Origin of the sequence: Luteimonas saliphila, from assembly GCF_016774335.1 — a bacterium.
GTDB lineage: Bacteria > Pseudomonadota > Gammaproteobacteria > Xanthomonadales > Xanthomonadaceae > Luteimonas > Luteimonas saliphila.
The window spans coordinates 82600-104026 of the sequence record NZ_JAETWA010000014.1; the positions used below are offsets into that span (position 1 = coordinate 82600).

The following is a 21427-nucleotide window of genomic DNA, read 5'->3' on the forward strand; positions in this document are numbered from 1 at the left end:
ACATCCTTTCCGCCGGGCGGCCGCGGGCTCCCCTTCGAGGGTTGACCGCCGGAAAGGTTAGTAGTATTACTACTAACCATGAAGCTGACCGACACCCAGCGAGCCATCCTCACGCTGATCGCGGAGCGGATCGAAGCCGAAGGCGTCCCGCCGTCCCAGGCGGAGATCGCCCGTGCTTTCGGTTTCAGCGGGGTGCGCGCCGCGCAGTACCACCTCGAGGCGCTCGAGGCCGCCGGCGCCATCGAACGCGTGCCGGGGCGTGCGCGCGGCATCCGCGTGCTGCAGCCGGTGCCGTCGGCGCAGCAGGCGTTCGACCTGGCGGCCGGCAACGACGATGCGCTGCGCCTGCCGGTGCTGGGCCAGGTGGCTGCCGGCCTGCCGATCGGCGCCGACATCGGTTCGGACGACTACGTCGTGCTCGACCGGGTGCTGTTCTCGCCTTCGCCCGACTATCTGCTCAAGGTCAAGGGCGACTCGATGATCGACGAGGGCATCTTCGACGGCGACCTGATCGGCGTGCACCGCACCGGCGATGCCCGCAGCGGCCAGATCGTGGTCGCGCGCGTGGACGACGCGATCACCGTCAAGCTGCTCAAGCTCGGCAAGGACCGCATCCGCCTGTTGCCGCGCAATCCGGATTACGCGCCGATCGAGGTGCAGCCGGACCAGGACTTCGCCATCGAGGGCCTGTACTGCGGCCTGGTGAGACCGAACCGGTGAGCCTGGCGGGGAGTTTTCCGACAGTCGCCACCCGCGGCGCCCGGCATCCGTGGCGCCGTCGCTCCGGCAATCTTGGCCCCGGCGCCCTCGTCGCAGTCCGTGCGATGGACGCCTGCAAGGATGCACCCAACCCGAATTCACCATGACAAGGACCACCACGATGGACGAGAACAAGAAGCGCGCCCTTTCCGCCGCCCTGAGCCAGATCGAGAAGCAGTTCGGCAAGGGTTCGGTGATGCGCATGGGCGACGGCAGCGTCGAGGCGGCGGAAGTGATCGGCACCGGTTCGCTGATGCTGGACATCGCCCTGGGCATCGGCGGCCTGCCCAAGGGGCGGGTGGTCGAGATCTACGGTCCGGAATCGTCCGGCAAGACCACGCTCACCCTGCAGACCATCGCCGAATGCCAGAAGGCCGGCGGCACCGCGGCCTTCATCGACGCCGAGCATGCGCTGGACCCGGGCTACGCGCAGAAGCTGGGCGTCAACATCGACGACCTGCTGGTCTCGCAGCCCGATACCGGCGAGCAGGCGCTGGAGATCGCCGACATGCTGGTGCGCTCGAACGCGGTGGACATGGTGGTGGTGGACTCGGTCGCCGCGCTCACCCCCCGCGCCGAGATCGAGGGCGAGATGGGCGACCAGCTCCCCGGCCTGCAGGCGCGCCTGATGAGCCAGGCGCTGCGCAAGCTGACCGGCAACATCAAGCGCAGCAACTGCATGGTGATCTTCATCAACCAGCTGCGCATGAAGATCGGCGTGATGATGCCCGGCCAGAGCCCGGAAACCACCACCGGCGGCAACGCGCTCAAGTTCTACGCCTCGATCCGCCTCGACATCCGCCGCATCGGCGCGATCAAGAAGGGCGACGAGATCATCGGCAACCAGACCCGGATCAAGGTGGTCAAGAACAAGATGGCGCCCCCGTTCAAGCAGGTCATCACCGAGATCCTGTACGGCGAAGGCATCAGCCGCGAGGGCGAGTTGATCGACATGGGCGTCGACGCCAAGCTCGTCGAGAAGGCGGGCGCCTGGTACAGCTACGGCAGCGAGCGCATCGGCCAGGGCAAGGAGAACGCGCGCAACTACCTCAAGGAGAATCCGGAGGTGGCGAAGCGGCTGGAAGCGCAGCTGCGTGAGACGTTCAAGCCCGCCGAGGCCAAGCGCGATGGCGACGGCGATGCGGTCGCCGGCGACTGAGTCGCTCCATGATCTTCGCGGCCAGGGATGGCCTTTCCATGGCGACCCTCTCCGGGGACGGGGAGGGTTGTTTTCTGCGATCGACGACGATCGGGAGGCTCATGGAACCGCTGCGTCGGGTCATGCTGGCCGGACTGGCGCTCATGGCGCCCGCTGCCGCCATTGCGCAGGAGGGGCGGATGACGAAGACGGCCAGGGGTGAGTTCACGGTGTCGCTGGAGCCGCTCGAACTGGAAGGCGTGGAGTCGGCGGACAAGCGAGGACGGATGTCGATCGACAAACGGATCACAGGCGATCTGGTGGCGACCACCCATGGGCAGATGCTGACCGCGATGTCGGATGTACAGGGATCGGCGGTGTACGTGGCGATCGAACGGGTCACCGGAACGCTGGATGGCCGCGACGGATCGTTCGTATTGCACCCACCGGGGCGTCATGGAGCGCGGGCAATCGTCGCTATCGGTGTCCGTGGCACCGGACTCCGGCACGGGCGGGTTGGCCGGCATCGCCGGTGACTTCCGGATCGTCCTCGAGGGCGGCAGGCATGCCTACGAGTTCGCCTATTCGTTGCCGGGCGCCGATTGAACCAGAGCCGGAACGGTCCGCGCGCCGTGTCGGGTCTCGGCCCGCCATTGCGGACCTCTTGCGGCATCCGGTAAAAGGTCCCGCTGGAGTTGTTCACATGTCCACCGACACCGACTTCATCGAATACGTCCACGAACAGGCGGCGCTCGGTCCCCGGCTGTCGCACAAGAGGATGTTCGGCGAGTACGCGCTGTACCTGGATGGCAAGGTGGTGGCATTCGCGTGCGACAACAGCTTGCTCCTGAAGCCGACGCAGGAGGGCAGGGCCGTGTTGCCGTCGGTGACGCTGGGCAAGCCGTATCCCGAGGCGAAGGACTACTTCGTGCTTGACGAGTTTCTGGACGATACGGAACTGCTGCGGCGCGCACTCCAGGCGACGGCGGAGGTATTGCCGGCGCCGAAGCCGAAGACGCCGGGGAAGGCTTCGAAATCGGTGCAACGCACCCGCGGGCGCAAGCGAGGAGCCGATGACAACGCGACGTGACCTGCTCGTTTCCGCCGGTGCAATCCTGTCCATGGTCGCGTTCCCGGCCATTTCTGCAAACACCAGCGGAGCATCCATGTTCGGATTGATCGGCAACATGAAGGCGGTGGCGGGGCAGCGCGAAGCGCTGTTGGCGATCCTGATGGAGAACGTCGGTGGCATGCCGGGTTGCCTGAGCTATGTCGTGGCGGAAGACCCCCGGGATCCCGACGGGGTCTGGATCAGCGAAGCCTGGGACAGTGCGGACAGCCACAAGGCATCGCTGTCGATCCCCGCGGTTCGCGATGCCGTCGAACGCGCCAGGCCGCTGATCGCCGGCTTCGGCCAGTACATCGAGACGCGGCCGGTCGGAGGCCATGGTTTGAAGGCGCGTGCGTGAGCGACGACGTGCGCCCCCGGCGGAAGCGTCCCCAGCCCACCGCCACCCAGCGTGCGCTGGGCCTGCTGACGCGCCGGGAGCACTCGCGCAAGGAACTGACGCGCAAGTTGACGATGCGCGGGGTGGACCCGGGTGAAGTCGAGGCGGCCGTGGAGCGACTGGCGGGCGAGGGCTGGCAGGACGATGCGCGCTTCGCCGAATCGCTGGTCCGCGGTCGCGCCGCGAGCGGATACGGCCCGCGCCATGTCCGCGCGGAACTGGGCACGCACGGGCTCGATGGAGACGCCATCGCTGCCGCGATGGGCGCTTTCGAAGCCGACTGGACCGAACTTGCCCGCGATCTGGTCCGCCGCCGCTTCGGCGATGCCGGCCCCCGCGACCCGGTGCAGCGTCGCAAGGCCGCCGAGCTGCTGATGCGCCGCGGCTTCGATGGCGACTGCATCCGGGTCGCCACCCGCTTCGACCCGGACGACCCGGGCGAGTAGGGAAGCTTGCCGGCGCGTCCGGTCGTGGCCCGGCGCCCCTGGCCGGAGGCGCAGCGCCGGCACACGGGTAGGAGGGGGGGCGGCGGATCGCGCCAGCAGATGGCCTTGGGGCGCCTCCCGCGCCCCGTAGCGTCCTGCGCGCGAAAAACCGGCGACTGGAACCGGCCGGTTTGCTAATCTGGCGTTTTCGCTGGGTTGTCTGCTCTGGCCATGGGCCTCATCTTGGGGTGGCGCGGGAGGGATCAGGCCGCCCGCTTGTTGCCAGGCCATCGATGACCAAGCCGACCCCCTACACCACCGCGCGGATCCGCAGCGACTTCCTCGAGTTCTTCCGCGGCAAGGGCCACGAGATCGTGCCCTCGGCCCCGCTCGTCCCGGCGAACGATCCGACGCTGCTGTTCACGAACTCGGGCATGGTCCAGTTCAAGGACGTGTTCCTCGGCGCCGAGAAACGCGCCAATCCGCGTGCGGCGGACGTGCAGCGCTGCCTGCGCGCCGGCGGCAAGCACAACGACCTCGATTCGGTCGGTTACACCGCGCGCCACCACACCTTCTTCGAGATGCTGGGCAACTGGTCGTTCGGCGATTACTTCAAGAAGGACGCGATCGCCTGGGCCTGGGAATTGCTGACGGGAGTCTGGGGCCTGCCCAGGGACCGCCTGCTGGTCACGGTCTACCACACCGACGATGAGGCCTATGCGCTGTGGCACGAGATGGTCGGCATCCCCGCCGAACGCATCGTCCGCATCGGCGACAACAAGGGCGCGCCCTACGCCTCCGACAACTTCTGGCAGATGGCCGACACCGGACCCTGCGGCCCGTGCACCGAGATCTTCTACGACCACGGCCCGGAACACTTCGGCGGCCCGCCGGGATCGCCGGACGAAGACGGCGACCGCTACATCGAGATCTGGAACCTGGTGTTCATGCAGTTCGACAAGCAGCCCGACGGCACCCTGGTACCGCTGCCGGCGCCGTGCGTGGACACCGGCATGGGCCTGGAGCGCCTGGCCGCGGTACTGCAGCACGTCCACAGCAATTACGAGATCGACCTGTTCGACGCGCTGATCCGCAAGGCCTCCGAACTCACCGGTACAGCGGACCTCGAAAACAAGTCGCTGCGCGTGATCGCCGACCACATCCGCGCCTGCAGCTTCCTGATCGTCGACGGCGTGCTGCCGTCCAACGAAGGCCGCGGCTACGTGCTGCGCCGGATCATCCGCCGCGCACTGCGTCACGGCTGGATGCTCGGAACCCGCGAGCCCTTCTTCCACAAGCTGGTCGGCACGCTCGACACGCTGATGGGCGAGGCCTACCCGGAACTGGGCGCGAAGCGCGAACTCGTGGAGAAGGCCCTGCTGGCCGAGGAAGAGCGTTTCGCCGAAACCCTCGATGCGGGCATGAAGATCTTCGACGACGTCGCGGCGAGGTCGGGCGGCAAGTCGATCCCGGGCGCGGATGCCTTCCGCCTGTACGACACCTACGGCTTTCCGCTCGACCTCACCCAGGACATCGCGCGCGAACGCGGCATGACGGTCGACACCGCCGGTTTCGACGCGGCGATGGAGAAGCAGCGCGAAACCGCGCGTGCCGCCGGCCGCTTCGGTGGCGGCGTGCAGTTGCCGGCAGACCTGGTCGCGCAATTGCAGCCGACGCGCTTCCTGGGCTACGACGCCCTGCAGGCCGAGGGCCTGAAGGTGCTCGCGCTGCTCAAGGACGGGCGTCCGGTCGAAGCCATCGACGCGGGCGACGAGGCCATCGTCATCCTCGACCGTACCCCGTTCTATGGCGAGTCTGGCGGCCAGGTCGGCGACACCGGCGCGCTCGAGGGCCTGGACACGCGCTTCGCGGTTTCCGATACGCAGAAGCTCGCGGGCCAGTTCCATGGCCACTCAGGCAGGCTCGAAGCCGGCATCCTGCGTCGTGGCGATACGCTGGCCGGCGCGGTCGACGGCGAGCGCCGCGGCAATATCGTCCTCAACCACAGCGCCACCCACCTGCTGCACGGCGCGCTGCGCGGCTTGCTCGGCACCCACGTGGCGCAGAAGGGCTCGCTGGTCGCGCCGGACCGGCTGCGCTTCGACTTCTCGCACTTCCAGCCGGTGGACGGCGAAGCGCTGGCCGAGATCGAGCGCCGGGTCAACATCGAGGTCCGCGCCAACCACCCGGTGGCGATCCGCGAGATGGGCATGCAGGAAGCGCTGGACGCGGGCGCGATCGCCCTGTTCGGCGAGAAGTACGGCGAGCGCGTGCGGGTGGTGAAGATGGGCGACTCGGTCGAGCTGTGCGGCGGCACCCATGTGGGCGGCACCGGCGAGATCGGGCTGTTCAAGCTGGTGTCCGAGGGGGGCGTCTCCGCTGGTGTCCGCCGGGTCGAGGCCCTGACCGGGCAGGCGGCGCTGGACCATGTCCTGGCCGAGGAACGGCGCCTGCGCGAGGTCGCGGGCCTGCTCGGCGGCACGACCCTGGAAGTCACTGATAAACTGCGCGGGTTGCTCGAGCGGCAAAGGCGGCTGGAGCGGGAAGTCGAGACACACAAGGCCATGGCCGCCAGTGGGGCGACCGCGGACCTTGCGCAGCAGGCCGTCGAGGTCGACGGCGTGAAGGTACTGGCAGCGCGCGTGGAGGGACTGGACGCCAAGGCGCTGCGCGACGCGATGGATCGCCTCAGGCAACAGCTCGGTGACGCGGTGATCGTGCTCGCGGGCGCCAGCGACGGCAGGGCCGCGCTGGTCGCCGGTGTCTCGGGGGCCGCTGCCGGGCGCGTGGGGGCGGGGGAACTCGTCGCCTTCGTCGCCGGTCGTATCGGAGGCAAGGGTGGTGGACGTCCCGATATGGCGCAGGGTGGGGGCCCGGACGGGCCCGGGCTGCAGGATGCACTGGCGGAGGTCCCGTCCTGGGCCGCCGCGAAGCTGGGTTCCGCCTGACGCCGGATAGCTGCTCCATGACCAACGTCGGTTGACCGCGCGTCCCGTCCCCGACATTCTTCACGTTTGTTCAGTTTGAAACGGCGAGGCGGCCGGTCCGAGGTCGCCACGGCGTTTCGACAGCAGGCCACCGGCCTACGGAGATTCCCAAGATGTTGATTCTGACCCGCCGCGTCGGCGAGACCCTGATGATCGGCGATTCGGTCACCGTGACTGTGCTCGGCGTCAAGGGAAACCAGGTGCGCATCGGCATCACCGCGCCCAAGGACGTAGCCGTCCATCGCGAAGAGATCTACCAGCGCATCCGTCGCGGCGACGAGGTCGAGCCCGCGCGCGAGCCGGAAACCGGAAGCGGCTGATTTGCCGCATCGGCCGCGACTCCGGTATCCTTCGCGGCCTGTCGCGCATGGTGCGTTCCGCATCCGGCGCGATCTTCCCGGAGACTTGCCCGAGTGGCCGAAGGGGCTCCCCTGCTAAGGGAGTATGGGGTCAAAAGCTCCATCGAGGGTTCGAATCCCTCAGTCTCCGCCAGTTGTCGCCCGCACCGCCAATCGTCGACGCCGCATTGACGACGACCCCGCGGTTTGGGCACAATTCCGCTTCTGCACTGCGCCCGTAGCTCAGCTGGATAGAGCACCAGGCTACGAACTTGGGGGTCGGAGGTTCGAATCCTTCCGGGCGCGCCAGCGGATTCTTCGAAAGGCCAATGGGTTTGCCCATTGGCCTTTTTTTTTTCCTGGTCGGCACCACGCGGGGCCGTCGGCGCGTCCAGCAGCGCACCACGTCCCGCGCACGCGCGCCCGGTTCCCTGACGCGGACGCGCGGCCCACCAGGGGTCGGCCTGGGCGTCGGATCCTGGCGTGGTCGGGGTCGGGGTCCGGGCACGCCGCGCCGCCACGGATCGCCGTCACGCCCGCGGGCCGACAGGGGTCCGGATCCGGACTTGACCGCCTGCGCGAACCGGCGGGCGTTCATGGCGCGGACGGATTCGCGGCCCGGTCGGGTGTCTAATATGTCGACTTGCATGCCAGGGACCCGGCGGCAGGACAGGGGATCCTCGTTTCCACCGGAGTGACCGAATGTCTCGTGTCCTGTTCCGTGCCGCCGCGGCCTGTGCCTGCCTGGCGCTGCCCTCGTTCGCCTACGCGGCGACGTATACCGTCGGCCCCTCGGGCCGCCAATACACCCAGCTGTCGACGCTGGTCGACAGCGTCGACCTCGGCCCCGGCGACATCGTCCTGGTCGACGGCGGCGCGACCTACAGCGGCAACATCGTCGTGCGCAGCAGCGACGGCGGCGCCGCCGGCAATCCGGTGACGTTCCGCTGGAACCGCTCGGTCGGCGCGACCCGGCCGGTCCTGAGCGGCGGCGCGCACACCATCAAGTTCCAGCAGTCCAACCACGTGGTGTTCGAAGGCTTCGACGTGCGCGGCGGAACCTCGTCGTGCCTGTTCAGCGAGGCCCACGACGTCACCGTACGCGACACCATCATCCGCGACTGTCCGTCGCACGGCATCCTCGGCGCTGACAACAATTCCGGATCCTTCACGCTCGAATACAGCGAAGTGTTCAATTCCGGATCGGGCACGCACCGCCACCCGATCTACATGCAGTCCGACCAGGTGGCGTATCCGGGCTCGGTGTTCCTGATGCGCTACAACTACGTGCACGACGGCAACGGCGGCAGCCTGCTCAAGAACCGCCACGAGCGCGCGCTGATCTACTACAACTGGTTCGAGAACTCGGCCTACCAGGAGCTCGAGCTGATCGGCCCCGACTGCGAGACGCAGCAGTCCGGCTGGTCGCCGAACCTGCGGCGCGAGGACGTCGACCTGGTCGGCAACGTGATCGTGCACACGTCTTCCTGGCGCAACGCGATCCGCACCGGCGGCGACCTCAACGGCCGTAGCCAGGGGCGGCTGCGCATGGTCAACAACACCATCGTCTTCAACCGCCCCGGCATCGCCAACGCGGTCCTGGTGCAACTGGGCCAGGAGTCGCTGGAGATGCACAACAACGTGATCTTCCAGACCGGTTCCGGCGCGGCGCCGAACGTCCTGCGGGTGCACGAGGCGTCGGAAGTGGAAACTCCGTATTGCGCGCCCACCAGTCGCGAGCCCTGGACCAGCGGGCGCAAGGTGGCCGGCTCCAACAACTGGATCCAGAGCTCCGCGACCCTGGTCCCGCCCGAGTTGACGGGCACGCTGCGCGGTGCCGATCCGGCGTTCGCCGGCATCGGCCAGTTCCAGTTGCGACCGACGGCGAACAGCCCGCTGGTGTCCGCCGGCAACCCGCAGCCACCGTCGCCCTCCGCGTTCCCGTTCCCGTCGCCGCTGCTGTTGCCGCAATTCGATCCGCCGCTGCGCGCGAAGCTGGCGATGGGCGCGCAGGTCGCGCGCGTACTTGGCGCACGCATCGACATCGGCGCGCTGGAAAGCGCGGGAGGCGGTGGCGCACGCCTGCGCCGCAACGGCTCGGCGCCGCTGGCTCCAGCCGGAGCGTCCGCCTCCGCGGGCGCGTCCGCGCCGCGCGCGACGGTCGGCCACGGGTCCCGGACGCAGGCCGCCAGCGCGGTCGGCGAGTCGACGCAAGCCCGGCCTGCAGGCGCGCACGCGCCTGCGAGCGCCCGTCTGGACGCCCGGCGCACGGATGTCCGGATCACGCCGCCGGTGGTGATGCTCTGGCAGCGATTGAGCGGTTGGTTCGGCGACCTGCCGGGTCGCGACGCCGCGCGGCGCTGAGGGCCGGCGGGACAGGGCCGGCAGTCGCCCACGTCCGCGCGCGAGCGTTCAGTCTTCGCGTCGCGCCAGGAACAGCGGATAGGGCGCCGTGTCCACGAGGCCGAGCGCTTCGCCAGCCACTTCGAATGCGCCGTTGACGATGTCCGCGAGGTTGCGACGCGCCTCGAACGGCGGATCGTAGAACGCCTTGCGACGCAGGATCGAGAAGCCGTGCCGTTCGAGCAGCGAAGCGGCGTCGGCCGCGTCGTGGTGGCGGATGCCCGGTGCGGGGTTGCGGTCGCGGTCGCGTTGGCCGCTCATCCGCATCCACACCCGCGGCAGGAACTGCGAGGTCTTGGTGGCGATGATCAGATGGCCGCCGGGTCGCAGCACGCGCCGCAGCTCGGCCACGTAGGCCTCGTCGTCCGGAACGAACGGCAGGACCACGATCGACAGCACGATGTCGAAACTGGCGTCGGCGAAATCGACGCCATCCGGCCGGCACCGGTCGAACGGGATCGGCGCGTACTGCTGGCGGGCGAATTCGACCCGCCGTTGCTCGACGTCCACGGCGTGCAGGTCGGGGTGGGTCTTCGCCGCCGCCCAGGCGATGTCGCCCCAGCCGAAGCCGTAGTCGAGAACGCGCCCCGGCGGAAGTTCGCGCAGCAGCGAGAGGACCGCCTGGTGGCGCCGGCGCTGGTGGGCGTCCTGCGGTGCATCGCGATAGAAGTGGCGCGGTATTTCGGTGCTCACGCGTACGGGTTCGATCACTGCATCCATGGGTCGCTTCGATTCGTTGTCGCCGGGCGCACCGGTCCACGTCGCGATGGAGCCGGGCAGGGCTGGAGTTACCGGGCTGATACGGGTTAAGCGCGAGGATTCGGCCACGTGCCGGGCGGGTGGGGCGGGCGTGGGGACGGAACAGGGGGCGGGCTTGCGGGTACGTGGCCGATTCCGGGTCCATCCACCGTATCAGCTACTGTTCGCCGTGCTTGCATGGGACCCGGCAGCGGGTCGACGGCGCGAAAACCCCATCAGATTGGATACGAATGAGTGTTGTTGTCGCAGGATGCCGTGGTCCGGTCGCAGTCTCGCCAGGGGCCATCGTCGATGCGCCGGACCGGTCGTGAGTTCGATGCGGTTGGTCGCGAGGCCGGGGCCAGAGTCCCGTGGCCCGACGATCGGCGGGCGGCCGCCACCCGCACCGGCTGGCGGCCGCTGTTCCGTCGCCAGCCTGCGCGCGTCGAATCCGGGACGCCGTGGAGCGCCACGCGTCGCTCTGGACCGGGTCAGACCATGAAAGTGCTGCACCTGACCCTCTCCTACAGCCACGGCGGACGCCGCGAGGCGATCGCCGCACTGGCGGCGGGTCTGCGCGAACTGGGCGTCGACAGCCATCTGGGTTGCCTGGATGCGTTCGGTTCCGAGGCAGGCGAACGCGCGCTGTTCGCCGGCAGCTTCAACCTGGACCGCCATGGCCTGTTCGACCGCGCGGCCTTGCGGCGCCTGCGCGACTATTGCCGCGAGCACGCCATCGACGTGGTGCACGCGCACGACGCCGCCAGCGAGGCGATGGCCGCGCTGGCGATGCCGGACAAGGGTCCGGCACTGCTGATGAGTTTCCATCGCACGCGCGGCCTGGAAACGGCGCGCCTGCGCGACCGTGTACGCAACGCGCTGGTGGGTTTGCGGGTGGGTGCGGTCGTCACCGCGTCGCAGGAGCGGCTGCGGCACTACATCGACAACAACTATGTGGATCCGGCGAAGGTGTCGTGCATCCCGCTGGGCATCGATCTCGAGCGTTTCCGGCCTGATCCGGCGGCGCGCGCGCGCACGCGGCGACACATCGGCGCCGCCGACGCGACGCTGGTGGTCGGAACGGTGGGCCATTTCGGCCCCGAGAAGGGCGTCGATCTCGCGATCGGCGCGTTCCACGAATTCATGCGTCGCGAACCGGAGCGCGATGCGCGACTGCTGGTGCTCGGCCAGGGCGATGCGTCGCAGGAAGCGAAGCTGCGCTCGATGGTGGCCGCGGATCTCGCCCACCGCGTCCATTTCTGCGGCTTCCAGGCCGACCCCGAGCACTGGTTCCCGGGCTTCGACGTGTTGCTGCATGGCGCGCGCGACGAAGCGTTCGGGTTGGTGCTGGCCGAGGCGCAGGCCTGCGGCGTGCCGGTGGTGGCGGCGCGGGTCGGCGGTATCCCCGAGGTGGTGCTCGACCGGCGCACCGGACGCCTCGCGCCGGTGCCGGAGGTGGACTCGCTGGCGGATGCGCTGCAGCAGGTGATCGCCAGCACCGCATACCGGGCCGAACTGGCGCGGCAGGCGGTCGAACACGCGCGCCACCAGTTCAGCCGCCAGCGCTACGCAGGCGAATTCCTGCAGATCTACCGTCGCCTGCTGCGCTGAGGCCGGGGACGGGCGTCAGACCAGCGCTTCGACCACGTCCGGATGCCCTAGAAACTGGCGCGGACTGGCCGAGCGTCCGTAGGCGCCGGACTGGAACACCACCACCAGGTCGCCCGGCGCGGCGCGGTCGAGCTCGACGTCGTCGCCCAGCAGGTCCAGCGGCGTGCACAGCGGGCCGACGACGGTGGCCTTCTCGCGCTCGCCGCCACCGCCGTTGATCGCGATCGGATAGTTGCGGCGCATCACCTGCCCGAAGTTGCCGGATGCGGCGAGGTGCTGGTGCATGCCGCCGTCGGTGACGAGGAACACCTTGCCGCGCGAGCGCTTGCGATCGACGACACGGCAGACGTAGATGCCCGCTTCGCCGACGAGATAGCGGCCCAGTTCGACCACCAGGCGCGCCTGCGGTCCGAAATCGACGGCGGCGCGCGCGGCGAGGGCATGCAGCGATTCGATCACCGGGCCGGTGTCGAGCGACTGGTCGCGGGCGCTGTAGGGGATGCCGAAGCCGCCGCCGAGGTTGAGCCAGCGCAGCGGAGCGGGGAACTGGTCCAGCCATTCGCGGACCAGCGCGTAGCTGCGCTGCTGCGCTTCGACGATCGCGTCCGCGCGCAGGTTCTGCGATCCGGCGAAGCAGTGGAATCCCTCGAACGCGAGCCCGGCTGCGGCGATCCGTTGCAGCAGCGCCGGGACCTGGTCGTCGTCGACGCCGAACTGCCGGGCGCCGCCGCTCATCTTCATGCCTGAGGACTTGAGTTCGAACGGCAGGTTGACGCGCACCGCGACCCGCGCCGGCGTGCCGTTGCGCTCCGAGGCGCGGGCGAGGATGTCGATCTCGCGGAACGATTCGAGGTTCACCACGATCCCGGCCGCCTGCGCCCGCTGCAGTTCCGCTTCCTGCTTGCCCGGTCCGGCGAAGCTCACGTGCTCGCGGTCCATGCCCGCGTCCAGCGCGATGCGCAGTTCCCCGGCGGAGGCGACGTCGAAACCGTCGACATGCCCCGCCATGAATCCCACCAGCGCCGGCATCGGGTTCGCCTTGATCGCGTAGTGCAGCAGCACGCCGGGCGGAAACGCGCTTCGCAACCGGCGTGCACGTTCGGCCAGGCGGGCGCGATCGTAGAGGTAGCAGGGCGTCGCGCCGAGTTCGTCGACCACGCGCGACAGCGGTCGGCCCGCCACGAGCCACTCGCCGTCCGGCCCGCGGGGCCAGCGCGCGTCCGGACCTGCATCACCTTTCGCGGCGGACGACGCGACGGGAGCGGTATTCGTCGCAATTGGAGCGGTCTCAGACATGTCTTCAACAAACCCTTGATTTGCAATAGGATACGCCGGATCCGGAGTGGCCAGCGCCCACCGGGCTCGCGCCACCTGTCCGGTTCCTGACCGCGGGATGTGACGCATTGCCCCGCTGGCTGCCTCAGGGGGCCGGAGACGCGACCCTATGCCACAGCCGCTCGAACGGGAACCGCCCCGCGCAGCGGATTGTGCCAGGGCGCCTCACGACGCCTGCCCGGAGACACGCCCATGCCGTTACCCCGCCTTGCCCGTCGCCGCGCGTTCGCGTTCGCGCTCGCGACCTGCGTATTGGCATCGCCCGCGCTGGGCGGCTGCGCCGAGCGGGCTCCGGCGGCGTCGGCCACGACGACTGCGACGGCAGGGGCTGCGGACGCGGACGCCTCCGGGCAGGGGCTGCCGCAGACCATCACGCTGACCCCCAATGGCGACGTCGGCGCCAGCGAGCCGGTGACCCTGGGCATCCCGTTCGCGCAAGGCGCGCTGACCGACGCCGGACAGGTCCGCATCCTCGACGCCCGGGGCGACGAAGTGCCGGCCTTCGTCCGGCCGACGCTGCGCTGGCATTGGACCGACGACAGCATCCGCGCCGTCAAGGTGCAGTTCGTGGCGGACCCGGAAGGAGCCTATCGCTTCGACACCTCGGGTCCGCGCACCCACTCGATCGAAGAACTTCCCTACGACCGCGGCACGCGCGCCGGCAAGATGGACGCGCCGGTGCCGCGCCTGCTCGCCACGCTGGATCCGGCCTGGCTGGTGCATTCGGGCATCGCCGGCCCGCAGCTGGCGCACGATCCGAAGCGCCGCTACGACCGCTACGTGGACCGTCAATGGCCCTGGGCCAAGGACGCGCCGTATTCCGGCGCGCACGCCTTCCTGTTCGACCGGGCCGCGGTGCTCGGCCTGCAGTACGTGCGCAGCGGCCGTCCCGACGTGTTCGCGGAGTTCTACAACTCGGCCACGTTCTACCTGTCGAAGATCAAGCGCGGCGGCAACGGCGGCGGCTGGCCGGACTGCACCGGCGGCTGGGAGTTCGACGACGTCAATGCCTGCGACCCGAAGTACAGCTACGTCGCTCCGCACCTGCTGCTGGTGGCGCTGGCCGGGGACGACAGCCGCCTCGGTCCCGAAACCGTCGCGCACATGGTCGTGAACCAGGTGAAGGGCGGCTGGAGCATGCCGATGGGGCCGTACACAGGAGGCGGCCAGGCCTGGACCGAGCGCCAGGTCGGGCTGGCGCTGGAGCATCTGGTTTCGGCCTACGAGCTGACCGGGGCGGCAGACACCAGGCGCCACATCCTGGACCTGATCGGCTGGTTGCATGCTCATCAGCAGACGCCACCGGGCGACGACCCGGCGACCGGGGCCTGGACGCACTCCTGGCAGGCCCATGAAGGCAGCGACCGCGATCCGGCCACCGACGTGCGCGGGGCCTCGCCGTGGATGAGCGCCAACCTCGTCGGCGGCCTGTGGCGCGCCTGGCTGGTCACGCGGGACGAACGGATCCCGGTGATGCTGCGCGACTTCGGCCGTTACCTCGAACAGCACGGCTTCGTGCCCGACGCGCTCGCCGGCAACTGGCGATCGGCCTGCAATCCCGGCGGCACGATCGGCTGGTACTTCTCATCGGGCATCGCCCCGCAGGCGCCCATCGTGGCGATCCAGGACAGCGAGGGCTGGGGCTCGGACGCCCACAACCCGGAGCTGCTGATGGCGGTCGCCGCCGCGCGCCATTTCGAAACCGACCCGCAATGGCGGGACAGGCTTTCCAGGCGCGCCGACCGGCTCGCCCTCTATCTCAATCCCGACTGCGCAGCGCTCTCGCACACGCCGCGCGCTTTCAACTGGCAAAATCGCAACCCGGAGTTCGCATGGCTACTCGCGCAATGAACCGATCCCGCGCCCTGGCGCTGGCGCTGCTGCTCACCGTCGCCGGCGCCGGCCTGGCCGACCAGCGCGGGACGATGCCGGCGCGCGCGGCGGGGGGCGCGGTGGAGAAGGCGGCCGGCCCGCTCACTTTCGTCAACGAGGCCGCGCAGCGGGTCGACTCGATTCCAGACTCGCAGTACCGCTTCGACGCGTTGTTCGTCGACTTCAACAGCGATGGCTGTCCCGACGCGTTCGTCGTCTCGCACAGCGACTGGGGTGCGACCACGCGCCTGTGGAACAACCGCTGCGACGGCAGCGGCACGTTCCAGCACGTGCCCAGCAGCCAGACCAACCACTATGTCGCCGGCCAGCCGCTGATCTCCGGCTGGGTTACTCGGCTGGATTTCAACGGCGACGGCAAGCAGGATTTCTGGGGCCGGCACGGCGGCGCGATGAGTGCGCGCTACCGCAATGGCTCGACCAGCGGTGCGTACTTGCCGCGCTTCGCGGCGAAGGAGAACGGTTGCGAGGGCTATTGCGCCTTCGCCGACATCACCGGCAGCGGCAACCTCGAGGTCGTCACCGATACCCGGCAGGTCCTGAACATGGGCGGGCAGCAACTGCGGCCGGCATCGGGCAGTCCCGCCCAGCAGGTGGTCGGCGACGTCACCGGCAACGGCTGGCCCGACATCGTGCAGCCGGCGCGCGGCGGCTACTGGCGCAACGACGGCGGCACGCTGACATGGGTGGCGGTCCCGGCGTTCGTCGGCGGCAGCTTCATGCAGATGCTGCTGGCCGATTTGGACAACGACGGCGACCTGGACCTGTTCTACCTGGACGGCAACCAGTTCAGCGCCAGCAACCGCGGGCTGCTCTACCGCAACAATGGTTCGGGTGGTTTCAGCGACGTCTCGTCCGCGTCCGGCCTGTCCGGCATCGCCGCGAGCGACTACGGCAACATCATCGCCGCCGACTTCGACAACGACGGGCGGCAGGACCTGATGGTGTCGGGCGTGGGCGATTCGGTGCGGATCTACCGCAACAACGGCAACATGACGTTCAGCGCATCCACCACCACCAATTTCGGCCAGGCGTCGGGAGACGCCGCAGGCGGCTGGCAGTCGGGAAAGCCGCGCGCGGACGTCGCCGACTTCGACAACGACGGCCGGCTCGACATCGTCAAGACCCAGTTCCAGAGCAACCTCGGCCTGTGGCGCAACACCACCAACACCGACGGCAACCGCTGGATGAAGGTGCGCGTGCGCGGTACCGCGGGCAACAGCGACGGGGTCGGCGCCAGCGTGCGCTGGTACCGGCCGGGCACCAGCCAGCTGGTCGCGCACATGCCGGTACTGGTGGGCGAACAGCACCCGCAGACCCACCTGCACACCGGCCTCGGCAACAATGCGACCGTGGACCTGGAAGTGCGCTTCCCGAACGGCGGGCCGACGCACCGCTTCGCGAACGTCGCCAGCAACCAGGAAGTGATCGTCTACCGCAACGGCTGCAAGCTGGACAACTGGCGCCCCGGCAACGGCTGGCCGATGGACGCGCCCGCGAACTGCTCCTTCGCCAGCGCACCCCGGCGTCGCAACGGGAGGGCGCCACTGGTGCCCGGCGACACCCAGGGCGCCGCGCCTGCCCAGGCGGCGGCGCAGACGCCACGCGAGGCGTCCGCGCCGGTGGCCGCGTCACGACCTGTACAACAGGCCGCGGCCGTGGCGGCGTCGTCGACGCGCCCGCCGCAGCCGCAGGTCCTGCGCATCACGCCGGCCGCGCTGGTGCTCTGGCGCAGGTTCCAGCACTGGTGGGGCAGTGTTTTCCCCGCAAGGGAGTGATCGGCGGCGCCGCGAGGCTCCGGGTGCGCGGCGTCAGCCCGACGCCTTCCGCTTCAGCTTCCTGAGCGCGCCGCCCAGCCAGAGTTCGTCGATCTGCTTGAGCAACTGTTTCTCGCGGTAACGCCGCAACCGTTTGCCAAGCTCGCGTGCGGCGGTGGCATTGCCCATCGCCTGCGCCAGCCGCAGGTTGTCCTCCCAGTCCAGGTAGTGGGTGGGGCTGTCGATCGGCGCCAGGTCGAGTTCCGAGTAGTCGGTGAACGGTTCGAAGTTGCGGCTGCGCAGCCCGGCCAGGGTGAGCGCCATGCGGAAGCGCAGGCATTTCTCGCACTTGCCGCAGTTCAGGCCCTGGTCCTGCCAGCAGACGCGGATGCGCTGCAGCAGGAAGTCGTCCCTGGCCACCTCCAGCAGTTTCTCGTGCCGGCGCGCCTCGCAGCCGATATGGTCGATGCGGACCCGGTCCGACGAACACAGCGGGTCGGTGAGTGGATGCGAACCCTGCGGGCCCAGATCGTCGTAGGCCGCGCTGGAACTGATGCAGGTCAGCGGCATGCCGAGCACGTTCGCCAGGCTGCCAAGTCCGCAGCCCTGGGCCACGCCCCAGCCGATCCCGGAACGCGAGACCTTGCGGATGAAGAACCGGACGTTGCTCTCGATCGCCACCAGCTTCTTGTCGTAGGCTTGCGCGATCTCGAGGTTGCTCTGCAGGCATTCCCGGTAGAGCGCCTCGTCGTCGAGCTGCATGTCGATGCCGCGGACGTAGATCAGGGTGTCGATCCTCGAGCCGTACTTCTGCAGGCTGTGGCAGGCGTCCAGCCCGCCGGAGAAGAACAGCCCGCGGCCGCGTCCGGTGGCCGGCGCTTCGCCCGGCCTGGTTTCGACCCGGATTGCCACCTTGCGGAACGCGGGATACCAGACGGCGTAGATGTCCTGCAGCCGGTCGAGGTTGGCGAGGAATTCAGCGGATGCCGTGAGGCCATCGGCAACCACGATGTCGCGGCCCTGTTCCATCGCCGGCACCAGCATGGCGCACAGGAACGGTTCGGCACCGAGCACCAGACCAAGGTCCGAATCGGTCCGGAAATACAGCTCCACGCCATCCACGTGGCCCGAGAGGATCGTTCCCGCAGACTCCTGCCTGAGCCCGGGATCCTGGAGGCTCAGCGGCCGTGTCGTGGTCATGGCGCGCCGTGTCTTCCGCGAGGCAGTGAGTCCGGCGATTATGGCACGCTGCGCGCGGCGCCATGGCGGGGCCCGACGCGACATTCCCTGTGGGCTGCGCACCGGCTCGGCGTACGACTCCGGCCCGTCGCCGGGGAAGCGCAGCCCCGGAGGTGCTGACCACGGCCTTGCCTGCGACCCCTGGCGCGGCAGGTCCGGATTCCGCCACGAAACGCGTTCTGCAACAGGGGCGAAGGCACGCCCGGACGTGCCCGACGCGGGATCGCCCGGCAGCCGGTTGCGCAGGTCGCGTGCCTGCCGCGCAGACGTCCATCTCCCAGCCAAAACGGATGCCGCCCGGACCCTTATGCTCGCCATCTCCGTGTTCTGGATCGCCGCGCTGCTGCTTGCCTACACCTATGTCGGTTACCCGGCGCTGGTCGTCGCCCTGGCGCGGATCAGGCCGCGACCGATCCGGCGCGGGGATTCGCGTCCGCCGGTGACCGTGGTGATGACGGTGCACAACGGCGCCGCAGACCTCGCCGCCAAGCTCGACAACCTCTCGGCGCTGGACTATCCGCCCGGACGCGTGGACATCGTCGTGGCATGCGATGGCTGCAGCGACGCCTCGGCCGCGATCGCCCGCGGCCATACCGCGAGCCCGGTGACGGTCCTCGAGTTCGCCGAGCGTCGCGGCAAGGCCGCCTGCCTCAACGATGCGGTGGCGGTGGCGACCGGCGAACTGCTGTTGATGGTCGACGTGCGGCAGCGGGTGGAGGCGGACGCGCTGCGGCGGCTGGCGTCCTGCCTCGACGATCCGTCCGTCGGCGTCGCCGCCGGGGAACTGCGTTTCGAGGATCCGGAAACGGGATTCGCGGCCAGCGTGGATGCGTACTGGAAGTACGAGAAGGCGATCCGCCTGGCCGAGAGCGCCAGCGGTTCGGCGATCGGCGTCAGCGGCGCGCTCTATGCGGTGCGGCGGAGCCTGTTCCCGACGATGCCTCCGGGCACGGTTCTGGACGACGTGTACGTGCCGATGCACGTGGTGCGCGGTGGCCATCGCGTGGTGCTGGAGGAAGGGGCCGTGGCCTGGGACCGGCCGTCGCCCGGCAGCGCCCAGGAGCGCAGCCGCAAGCTGCGCACGCTGGCCGGCAACTTCCAGTTGGTGTCGCTGGCGCCGTGGCTGCTCGTGCCCGGGGCCAACCCCGCGTGGTTGCGTTTCGTCAGCCACAAGCTCCTGCGCCTGCTGTCGCCGTGGCTGGTGCTGGGGTTCGCGATCGCCAGCGTGATGCTGGCCCGATCGCATGGGATCTACCTGCTCGCCAGCGCCGGCCTGGCGGTGTTCGTGGCGCTGCTGGCGCTGGCGCGGGTCGCGCCAGCGATGGCGAGGCTGTTGCCGGTGCGGCTCGTCACCGCGTTCGCGCACATGAACCTGTACGCCGCGCAGGCACTGTTCGCCTGGGTCGGCAACCGCAGGCTGCACCTGTGGTGAGGTGCGGCCCCGGGGGTCGGATCAGCTGAGCTCGTGGCTGCGCTGGGGCGGAACGCCGCCGGCCAGCAGCGGGCGTGCGGCCGCATCCGGGTCCGGCAGCGGATCCCAGTCCCTGCAGAACAGCTTTTTCGCGACCCGGGTCGCGCGGTTGGCGATGCCGATCGGCGCGCCCAGCCAGCGCGAGACCAGGAACGCCTTGCGCCGCACCACCCAGTTGTACATCGCCTGCTCGGAATAGAAGTTGTAGCCCCAGCGCCGCTCGAACAGGCGCGACGACGGGCGCGTCAGCTTCGGCCCCCAGCGGTAGAAGAAGAAACGCATGTCCGACAGGGCCATGCGCGTACCGAGGTTGTCGAAGTGGATCACCGACTTCGGTTCGACCACCATGGTCCTGTCCATCGCCGCGACCTGCAGCGAGATGTCGAGGTGCTCGCGGATGACCATCGACGGCAGTTCGATGCGCCTGAACACGTCGCCATCGAACATCACGCAGTGCAGTTCGAAGGTCCCGGTCGCGGCGCGTTCTTTCGGCAGCTCGGGCACTTCGGTGCGACGGAAATGCTTGTGCTCGATCAGGTAGGGCGTGCCCTCGACGTCGACGACGCGCAGCTCGCCGGTGTAGAGGTGGTTGCGCAGCGGCGCGCCGCGGTCCACGCCTTCGCGTTCCAGGATCAGCGGCGTGACCACCGCGTGGCCGTCGGCCATGGCCTCGAGCAGCGGCGGCAGCCAGCCCTCGGTCACGCGCGAGTCGTTGTCGAGCAGGACCACGGTCGCGGTGTCGACCAGCGGTTGCGCCTCGCGCAGCGCGTCCATCGGCGTGCGCAGGCCGAGCTCGAAGAAGCGGACTTCCGGGCGGCCCTGCAATTGCCTGCGCACCGGATCGATGATCGATGCGGGGTAGTCGAGGTCCATGATCCACAGCCGGAACGGCTGCGGCGTATACCGGTAGACCGCGTCGACGCACTCGCCGAGCCCGGTATAGCGGTCGCGCGGAGTGATGATGATGGTGACAGCCTGTTCCATCGCGTGCTTCCTGTATCCGGTTCGTACCTAGGTTCCGCCGAAGCTGCGTCGCCTGAGCCAGCGGTACGCCGGGCCGGCCCAGCGCTTCGCCGGCTTCTTGATGTTCCACAGCAGCCATTGGCGCTGCCGTGCGGTGCCGGTGCCCCGGGCGAAGGCCACCACCGTGTCGGTGTCCGTGTCGCGCTGCAGCGCGTAGCGGCCGATCAGCAGGGCCTGGCCACGGGCGACCACGGTGGTGGTGGGTTCCGACGTGAACAGATAACGGATTCCGCAGCCGATGGCGGCCGCGGCCACCTCGCGCGAGTAGAAGCCGCCGGGGATCGAAGCCACCTCGACGGGCGCGCCGAGCACGTCGGCCAGGCGCTGGACGCTGTCGCGCCATTCTGTCGAGATCGCCGTCGCGGGCAGGCGCGAGATGTCCGCTGGGTGGGTGTGGGAATGGCTGCCGACGACGTGTCCGGCGGCCGCGAGCGCGCGCAGGTCCGCCTCGGTGACGAAGCCGGGCGTGCCGATCCGGGCGCCGGTGATCAGGAAATGGCCGACCATGCCGTGCGCGTCGAGCCTGCGCGCCGCCGGCAGGGTGCTGGCGCCGCCGTCGTCGAAGGTCAGCAGGCAGCCTCCGGGCGCGAACGCGCGCGGGTCGTCCACGCGCGGGAACCGCAGTCCGGTGGCGGCCAGGCGCGCGAGCTGGGCTTCGTACTCGCACCAGTGGAGCTTGTAGGACGCGGCGGAAGGGCCCGGGAACCCGCTCTCGTCGTCGGCCCCGGGCGCGACCACGTCGTGGTACATCAGGCTGGCGATCTTCAAGGGCGCGCCTCCTGCCTGCGGTTGTGGACGACCTGTG

Annotated in this window: 19 protein-coding genes and 2 tRNA genes; 16 read left to right on the forward strand and 5 right to left on the reverse strand. The window is 69.4% G+C overall.

What is annotated here, in order from left to right; translation table 11 throughout:
• The first annotated feature begins 78 nt into the window (after nt 1-78).
• From lexA to JMO03_RS03480, 12 genes are all read left to right on the forward strand, one after another.
• Complete coding sequence (gene lexA, locus JMO03_RS03430; protein ID WP_202840235.1) at nt 79-720, forward strand: transcriptional repressor LexA; 642 nt, start codon at nt 79-81, stop codon at nt 718-720.
• Between the two features lie 160 nt (nt 721-880).
• Nucleotides 881-1918, forward strand: a complete 1038-nt coding sequence (gene recA, locus JMO03_RS03435; protein WP_202840600.1) for a recombinase RecA — start codon at nt 881-883, stop codon at nt 1916-1918.
• 8 nt (nt 1919-1926) lie between these two features.
• Nucleotides 1927-2433 (forward strand): DUF3224 domain-containing protein, encoded by a 507-nt coding sequence (locus JMO03_RS21455; protein ID WP_337926348.1) that lies wholly within the window; start codon nt 1927-1929, stop codon nt 2431-2433.
• Entirely contained in the window at nt 2387-2503 is a 117-nt protein-coding gene (locus JMO03_RS21340) for a DUF3224 domain-containing protein (RefSeq protein ID WP_337926349.1), read from the forward strand. The genes JMO03_RS21455 and JMO03_RS21340 overlap by 47 nt, the downstream gene beginning before the upstream one ends.
• 97 nt (nt 2504-2600) lie before the next feature.
• A complete protein-coding gene (locus JMO03_RS03445; protein ID WP_202840237.1) occupies nt 2601-2987 on the forward strand; it encodes a TfoX/Sxy family protein in 387 nt (128 codons plus the stop codon).
• 76 nt (nt 2988-3063) lie between these two features.
• Complete coding sequence (locus tag JMO03_RS03450; RefSeq protein WP_202840239.1) at nt 3064-3366, forward strand: putative quinol monooxygenase; 303 nt, start codon at nt 3064-3066, stop codon at nt 3364-3366.
• On the forward strand, nt 3363-3851 hold the full coding sequence (recX, locus tag JMO03_RS03455) for a recombination regulator RecX (RefSeq protein WP_202840241.1): 489 nt from the start codon (nt 3363-3365) through the stop codon (nt 3849-3851). Before JMO03_RS03450 ends, recX begins: the two co-directional genes overlap by 4 nt.
• Before the next feature lie 272 nt (nt 3852-4123).
• The gene (gene alaS / locus JMO03_RS03460) at nt 4124-6778 is read left to right on the forward strand and encodes an alanine--tRNA ligase (RefSeq protein ID WP_202840243.1); all 2655 of its coding nucleotides are present in this window, start codon (nt 4124-4126) and stop codon (nt 6776-6778) included.
• A 152-nt stretch (nt 6779-6930) separates the two neighbouring features.
• A complete protein-coding gene (csrA, locus tag JMO03_RS03465) occupies nt 6931-7137 on the forward strand; it encodes a carbon storage regulator CsrA (protein WP_149104278.1) in 207 nt (68 codons plus the stop codon).
• Nucleotides 7138-7216: 79 nt separating this feature from the next.
• Nucleotides 7217-7309: transfer RNA gene (locus JMO03_RS03470), tRNA-Ser, on the forward strand.
• 78 nt (nt 7310-7387) lie between these two features.
• Nucleotides 7388-7464, forward strand: a tRNA-Arg gene (locus JMO03_RS03475).
• A gap of 393 nt (nt 7465-7857) precedes the next feature.
• Complete coding sequence (locus JMO03_RS03480) at nt 7858-9519, forward strand: NosD domain-containing protein (RefSeq protein ID WP_202840245.1); 1662 nt, start codon at nt 7858-7860, stop codon at nt 9517-9519.
• A 48-nt stretch (nt 9520-9567) separates the two neighbouring features.
• On the opposite strand, the gene JMO03_RS03485 is transcribed toward JMO03_RS03480, so the two are convergent.
• Nucleotides 9568-10278: a class I SAM-dependent methyltransferase gene (locus JMO03_RS03485; RefSeq protein ID WP_202840247.1), complete on the reverse strand. Its 711-nt coding sequence runs from the start codon at nt 10276-10278 to the stop codon at nt 9568-9570.
• A gap of 516 nt (nt 10279-10794) precedes the next feature.
• On the opposite strand from JMO03_RS03485, the gene JMO03_RS03490 reads away from it, so the two are divergent.
• On the forward strand, nt 10795-11907 hold the full coding sequence (locus tag JMO03_RS03490; protein WP_202840249.1) for a glycosyltransferase family 4 protein: 1113 nt from the start codon (nt 10795-10797) through the stop codon (nt 11905-11907).
• A 15-nt stretch (nt 11908-11922) separates the two neighbouring features.
• Here JMO03_RS03490 and JMO03_RS03495 read toward each other — a convergent pair whose 3' ends face one another.
• Entirely contained in the window at nt 11923-13311 is a 1389-nt protein-coding gene (locus JMO03_RS03495) for a pyridoxal-dependent decarboxylase, exosortase A system-associated (RefSeq protein WP_337926350.1), read from the reverse strand.
• A gap of 123 nt (nt 13312-13434) precedes the next feature.
• Here JMO03_RS03495 and JMO03_RS03500 point away from each other — a divergent pair, with 123 nt between their 5' ends.
• Nucleotides 13435-15093 carry a hypothetical protein gene (locus JMO03_RS03500; protein WP_202840253.1) on the forward strand — a complete coding sequence of 553 codons (1659 nt, stop codon included), beginning with the start codon at nt 13435-13437 and terminating at the stop codon, nt 15091-15093.
• A complete protein-coding gene (locus tag JMO03_RS03505) occupies nt 15090-16910 on the forward strand; it encodes an FG-GAP repeat domain-containing protein (protein ID WP_202840255.1) in 1821 nt (606 codons plus the stop codon). The genes JMO03_RS03500 and JMO03_RS03505 overlap by 4 nt, the downstream gene beginning before the upstream one ends.
• Before the next feature lie 33 nt (nt 16911-16943).
• Here JMO03_RS03505 and JMO03_RS03510 read toward each other — a convergent pair whose 3' ends face one another.
• A complete protein-coding gene (locus JMO03_RS03510; protein WP_202840257.1) occupies nt 16944-18089 on the reverse strand; it encodes a hypothetical protein in 1146 nt (381 codons plus the stop codon).
• A gap of 346 nt (nt 18090-18435) precedes the next feature.
• Between JMO03_RS03510 and JMO03_RS03515 the strand changes: the two genes are divergently transcribed.
• Nucleotides 18436-19560: a glycosyltransferase family 2 protein gene (locus JMO03_RS03515; RefSeq protein ID WP_202840259.1), complete on the forward strand. Its 1125-nt coding sequence runs from the start codon at nt 18436-18438 to the stop codon at nt 19558-19560.
• 21 nt (nt 19561-19581) lie between these two features.
• On the opposite strand, the gene JMO03_RS03520 is transcribed toward JMO03_RS03515, so the two are convergent.
• Both JMO03_RS03520 and JMO03_RS03525 read right to left on the reverse strand, forming a co-directional pair.
• Entirely contained in the window at nt 19582-20583 is a 1002-nt protein-coding gene (locus JMO03_RS03520; RefSeq protein WP_202840262.1) for a glycosyltransferase family 2 protein, read from the reverse strand.
• Nucleotides 20584-20610: 27 nt separating this feature from the next.
• Nucleotides 20611-21390, reverse strand: a complete 780-nt coding sequence (locus tag JMO03_RS03525; protein WP_202840264.1) for a polysaccharide deacetylase family protein — start codon at nt 21388-21390, stop codon at nt 20611-20613.
• Nucleotides 21391-21427: the final 37 nt, after the last annotated feature.

What these genes read in the sequence shown, in the direction of transcription:
- lexA (WP_202840235.1), top strand. Translation starts at nt 79, where the DNA reads ATGAAGCTGACCGACACCCAGCGAGCCATCCTCACGCTGATCGCGGAG.
- recA (WP_202840600.1), top strand. Translation starts at nt 881, where the DNA reads ATGGACGAGAACAAGAAGCGCGCCCTTTCCGCCGCCCTGAGCCAGATC.
- JMO03_RS21455 (WP_337926348.1), top strand. Translation starts at nt 1,927, where the DNA reads ATGATCTTCGCGGCCAGGGATGGCCTTTCCATGGCGACCCTCTCCGGG.
- JMO03_RS03445 (WP_202840237.1), top strand. Translation starts at nt 2,601, where the DNA reads ATGTCCACCGACACCGACTTCATCGAATACGTCCACGAACAGGCGGCG.
- JMO03_RS03450 (WP_202840239.1), top strand. Translation starts at nt 3,064, where the DNA reads ATGTTCGGATTGATCGGCAACATGAAGGCGGTGGCGGGGCAGCGCGAA.
- alaS (WP_202840243.1), top strand. Translation starts at nt 4,124, where the DNA reads ATGACCAAGCCGACCCCCTACACCACCGCGCGGATCCGCAGCGACTTC.
- csrA (WP_149104278.1), top strand. Translation starts at nt 6,931, where the DNA reads ATGTTGATTCTGACCCGCCGCGTCGGCGAGACCCTGATGATCGGCGAT.
- JMO03_RS03480 (WP_202840245.1), top strand. Translation starts at nt 7,858, where the DNA reads ATGTCTCGTGTCCTGTTCCGTGCCGCCGCGGCCTGTGCCTGCCTGGCG.
- JMO03_RS03485 (WP_202840247.1), bottom strand. Translation starts at nt 10,278, where the DNA reads ATGGATGCAGTGATCGAACCCGTACGCGTGAGCACCGAAATACCGCGC.
- JMO03_RS03490 (WP_202840249.1), top strand. Translation starts at nt 10,795, where the DNA reads ATGAAAGTGCTGCACCTGACCCTCTCCTACAGCCACGGCGGACGCCGC.
- JMO03_RS03495 (WP_337926350.1), bottom strand. Translation starts at nt 13,311, where the DNA reads ATGCGTCACATCCCGCGGTCAGGAACCGGACAGGTGGCGCGAGCCCGG.
- JMO03_RS03500 (WP_202840253.1), top strand. Translation starts at nt 13,435, where the DNA reads ATGCCGTTACCCCGCCTTGCCCGTCGCCGCGCGTTCGCGTTCGCGCTC.
- JMO03_RS03505 (WP_202840255.1), top strand. Translation starts at nt 15,090, where the DNA reads ATGAACCGATCCCGCGCCCTGGCGCTGGCGCTGCTGCTCACCGTCGCC.
- JMO03_RS03510 (WP_202840257.1), bottom strand. Translation starts at nt 18,089, where the DNA reads ATGACCACGACACGGCCGCTGAGCCTCCAGGATCCCGGGCTCAGGCAG.
- JMO03_RS03515 (WP_202840259.1), top strand. Translation starts at nt 18,436, where the DNA reads ATGCTCGCCATCTCCGTGTTCTGGATCGCCGCGCTGCTGCTTGCCTAC.
- JMO03_RS03520 (WP_202840262.1), bottom strand. Translation starts at nt 20,583, where the DNA reads ATGGAACAGGCTGTCACCATCATCATCACTCCGCGCGACCGCTATACC.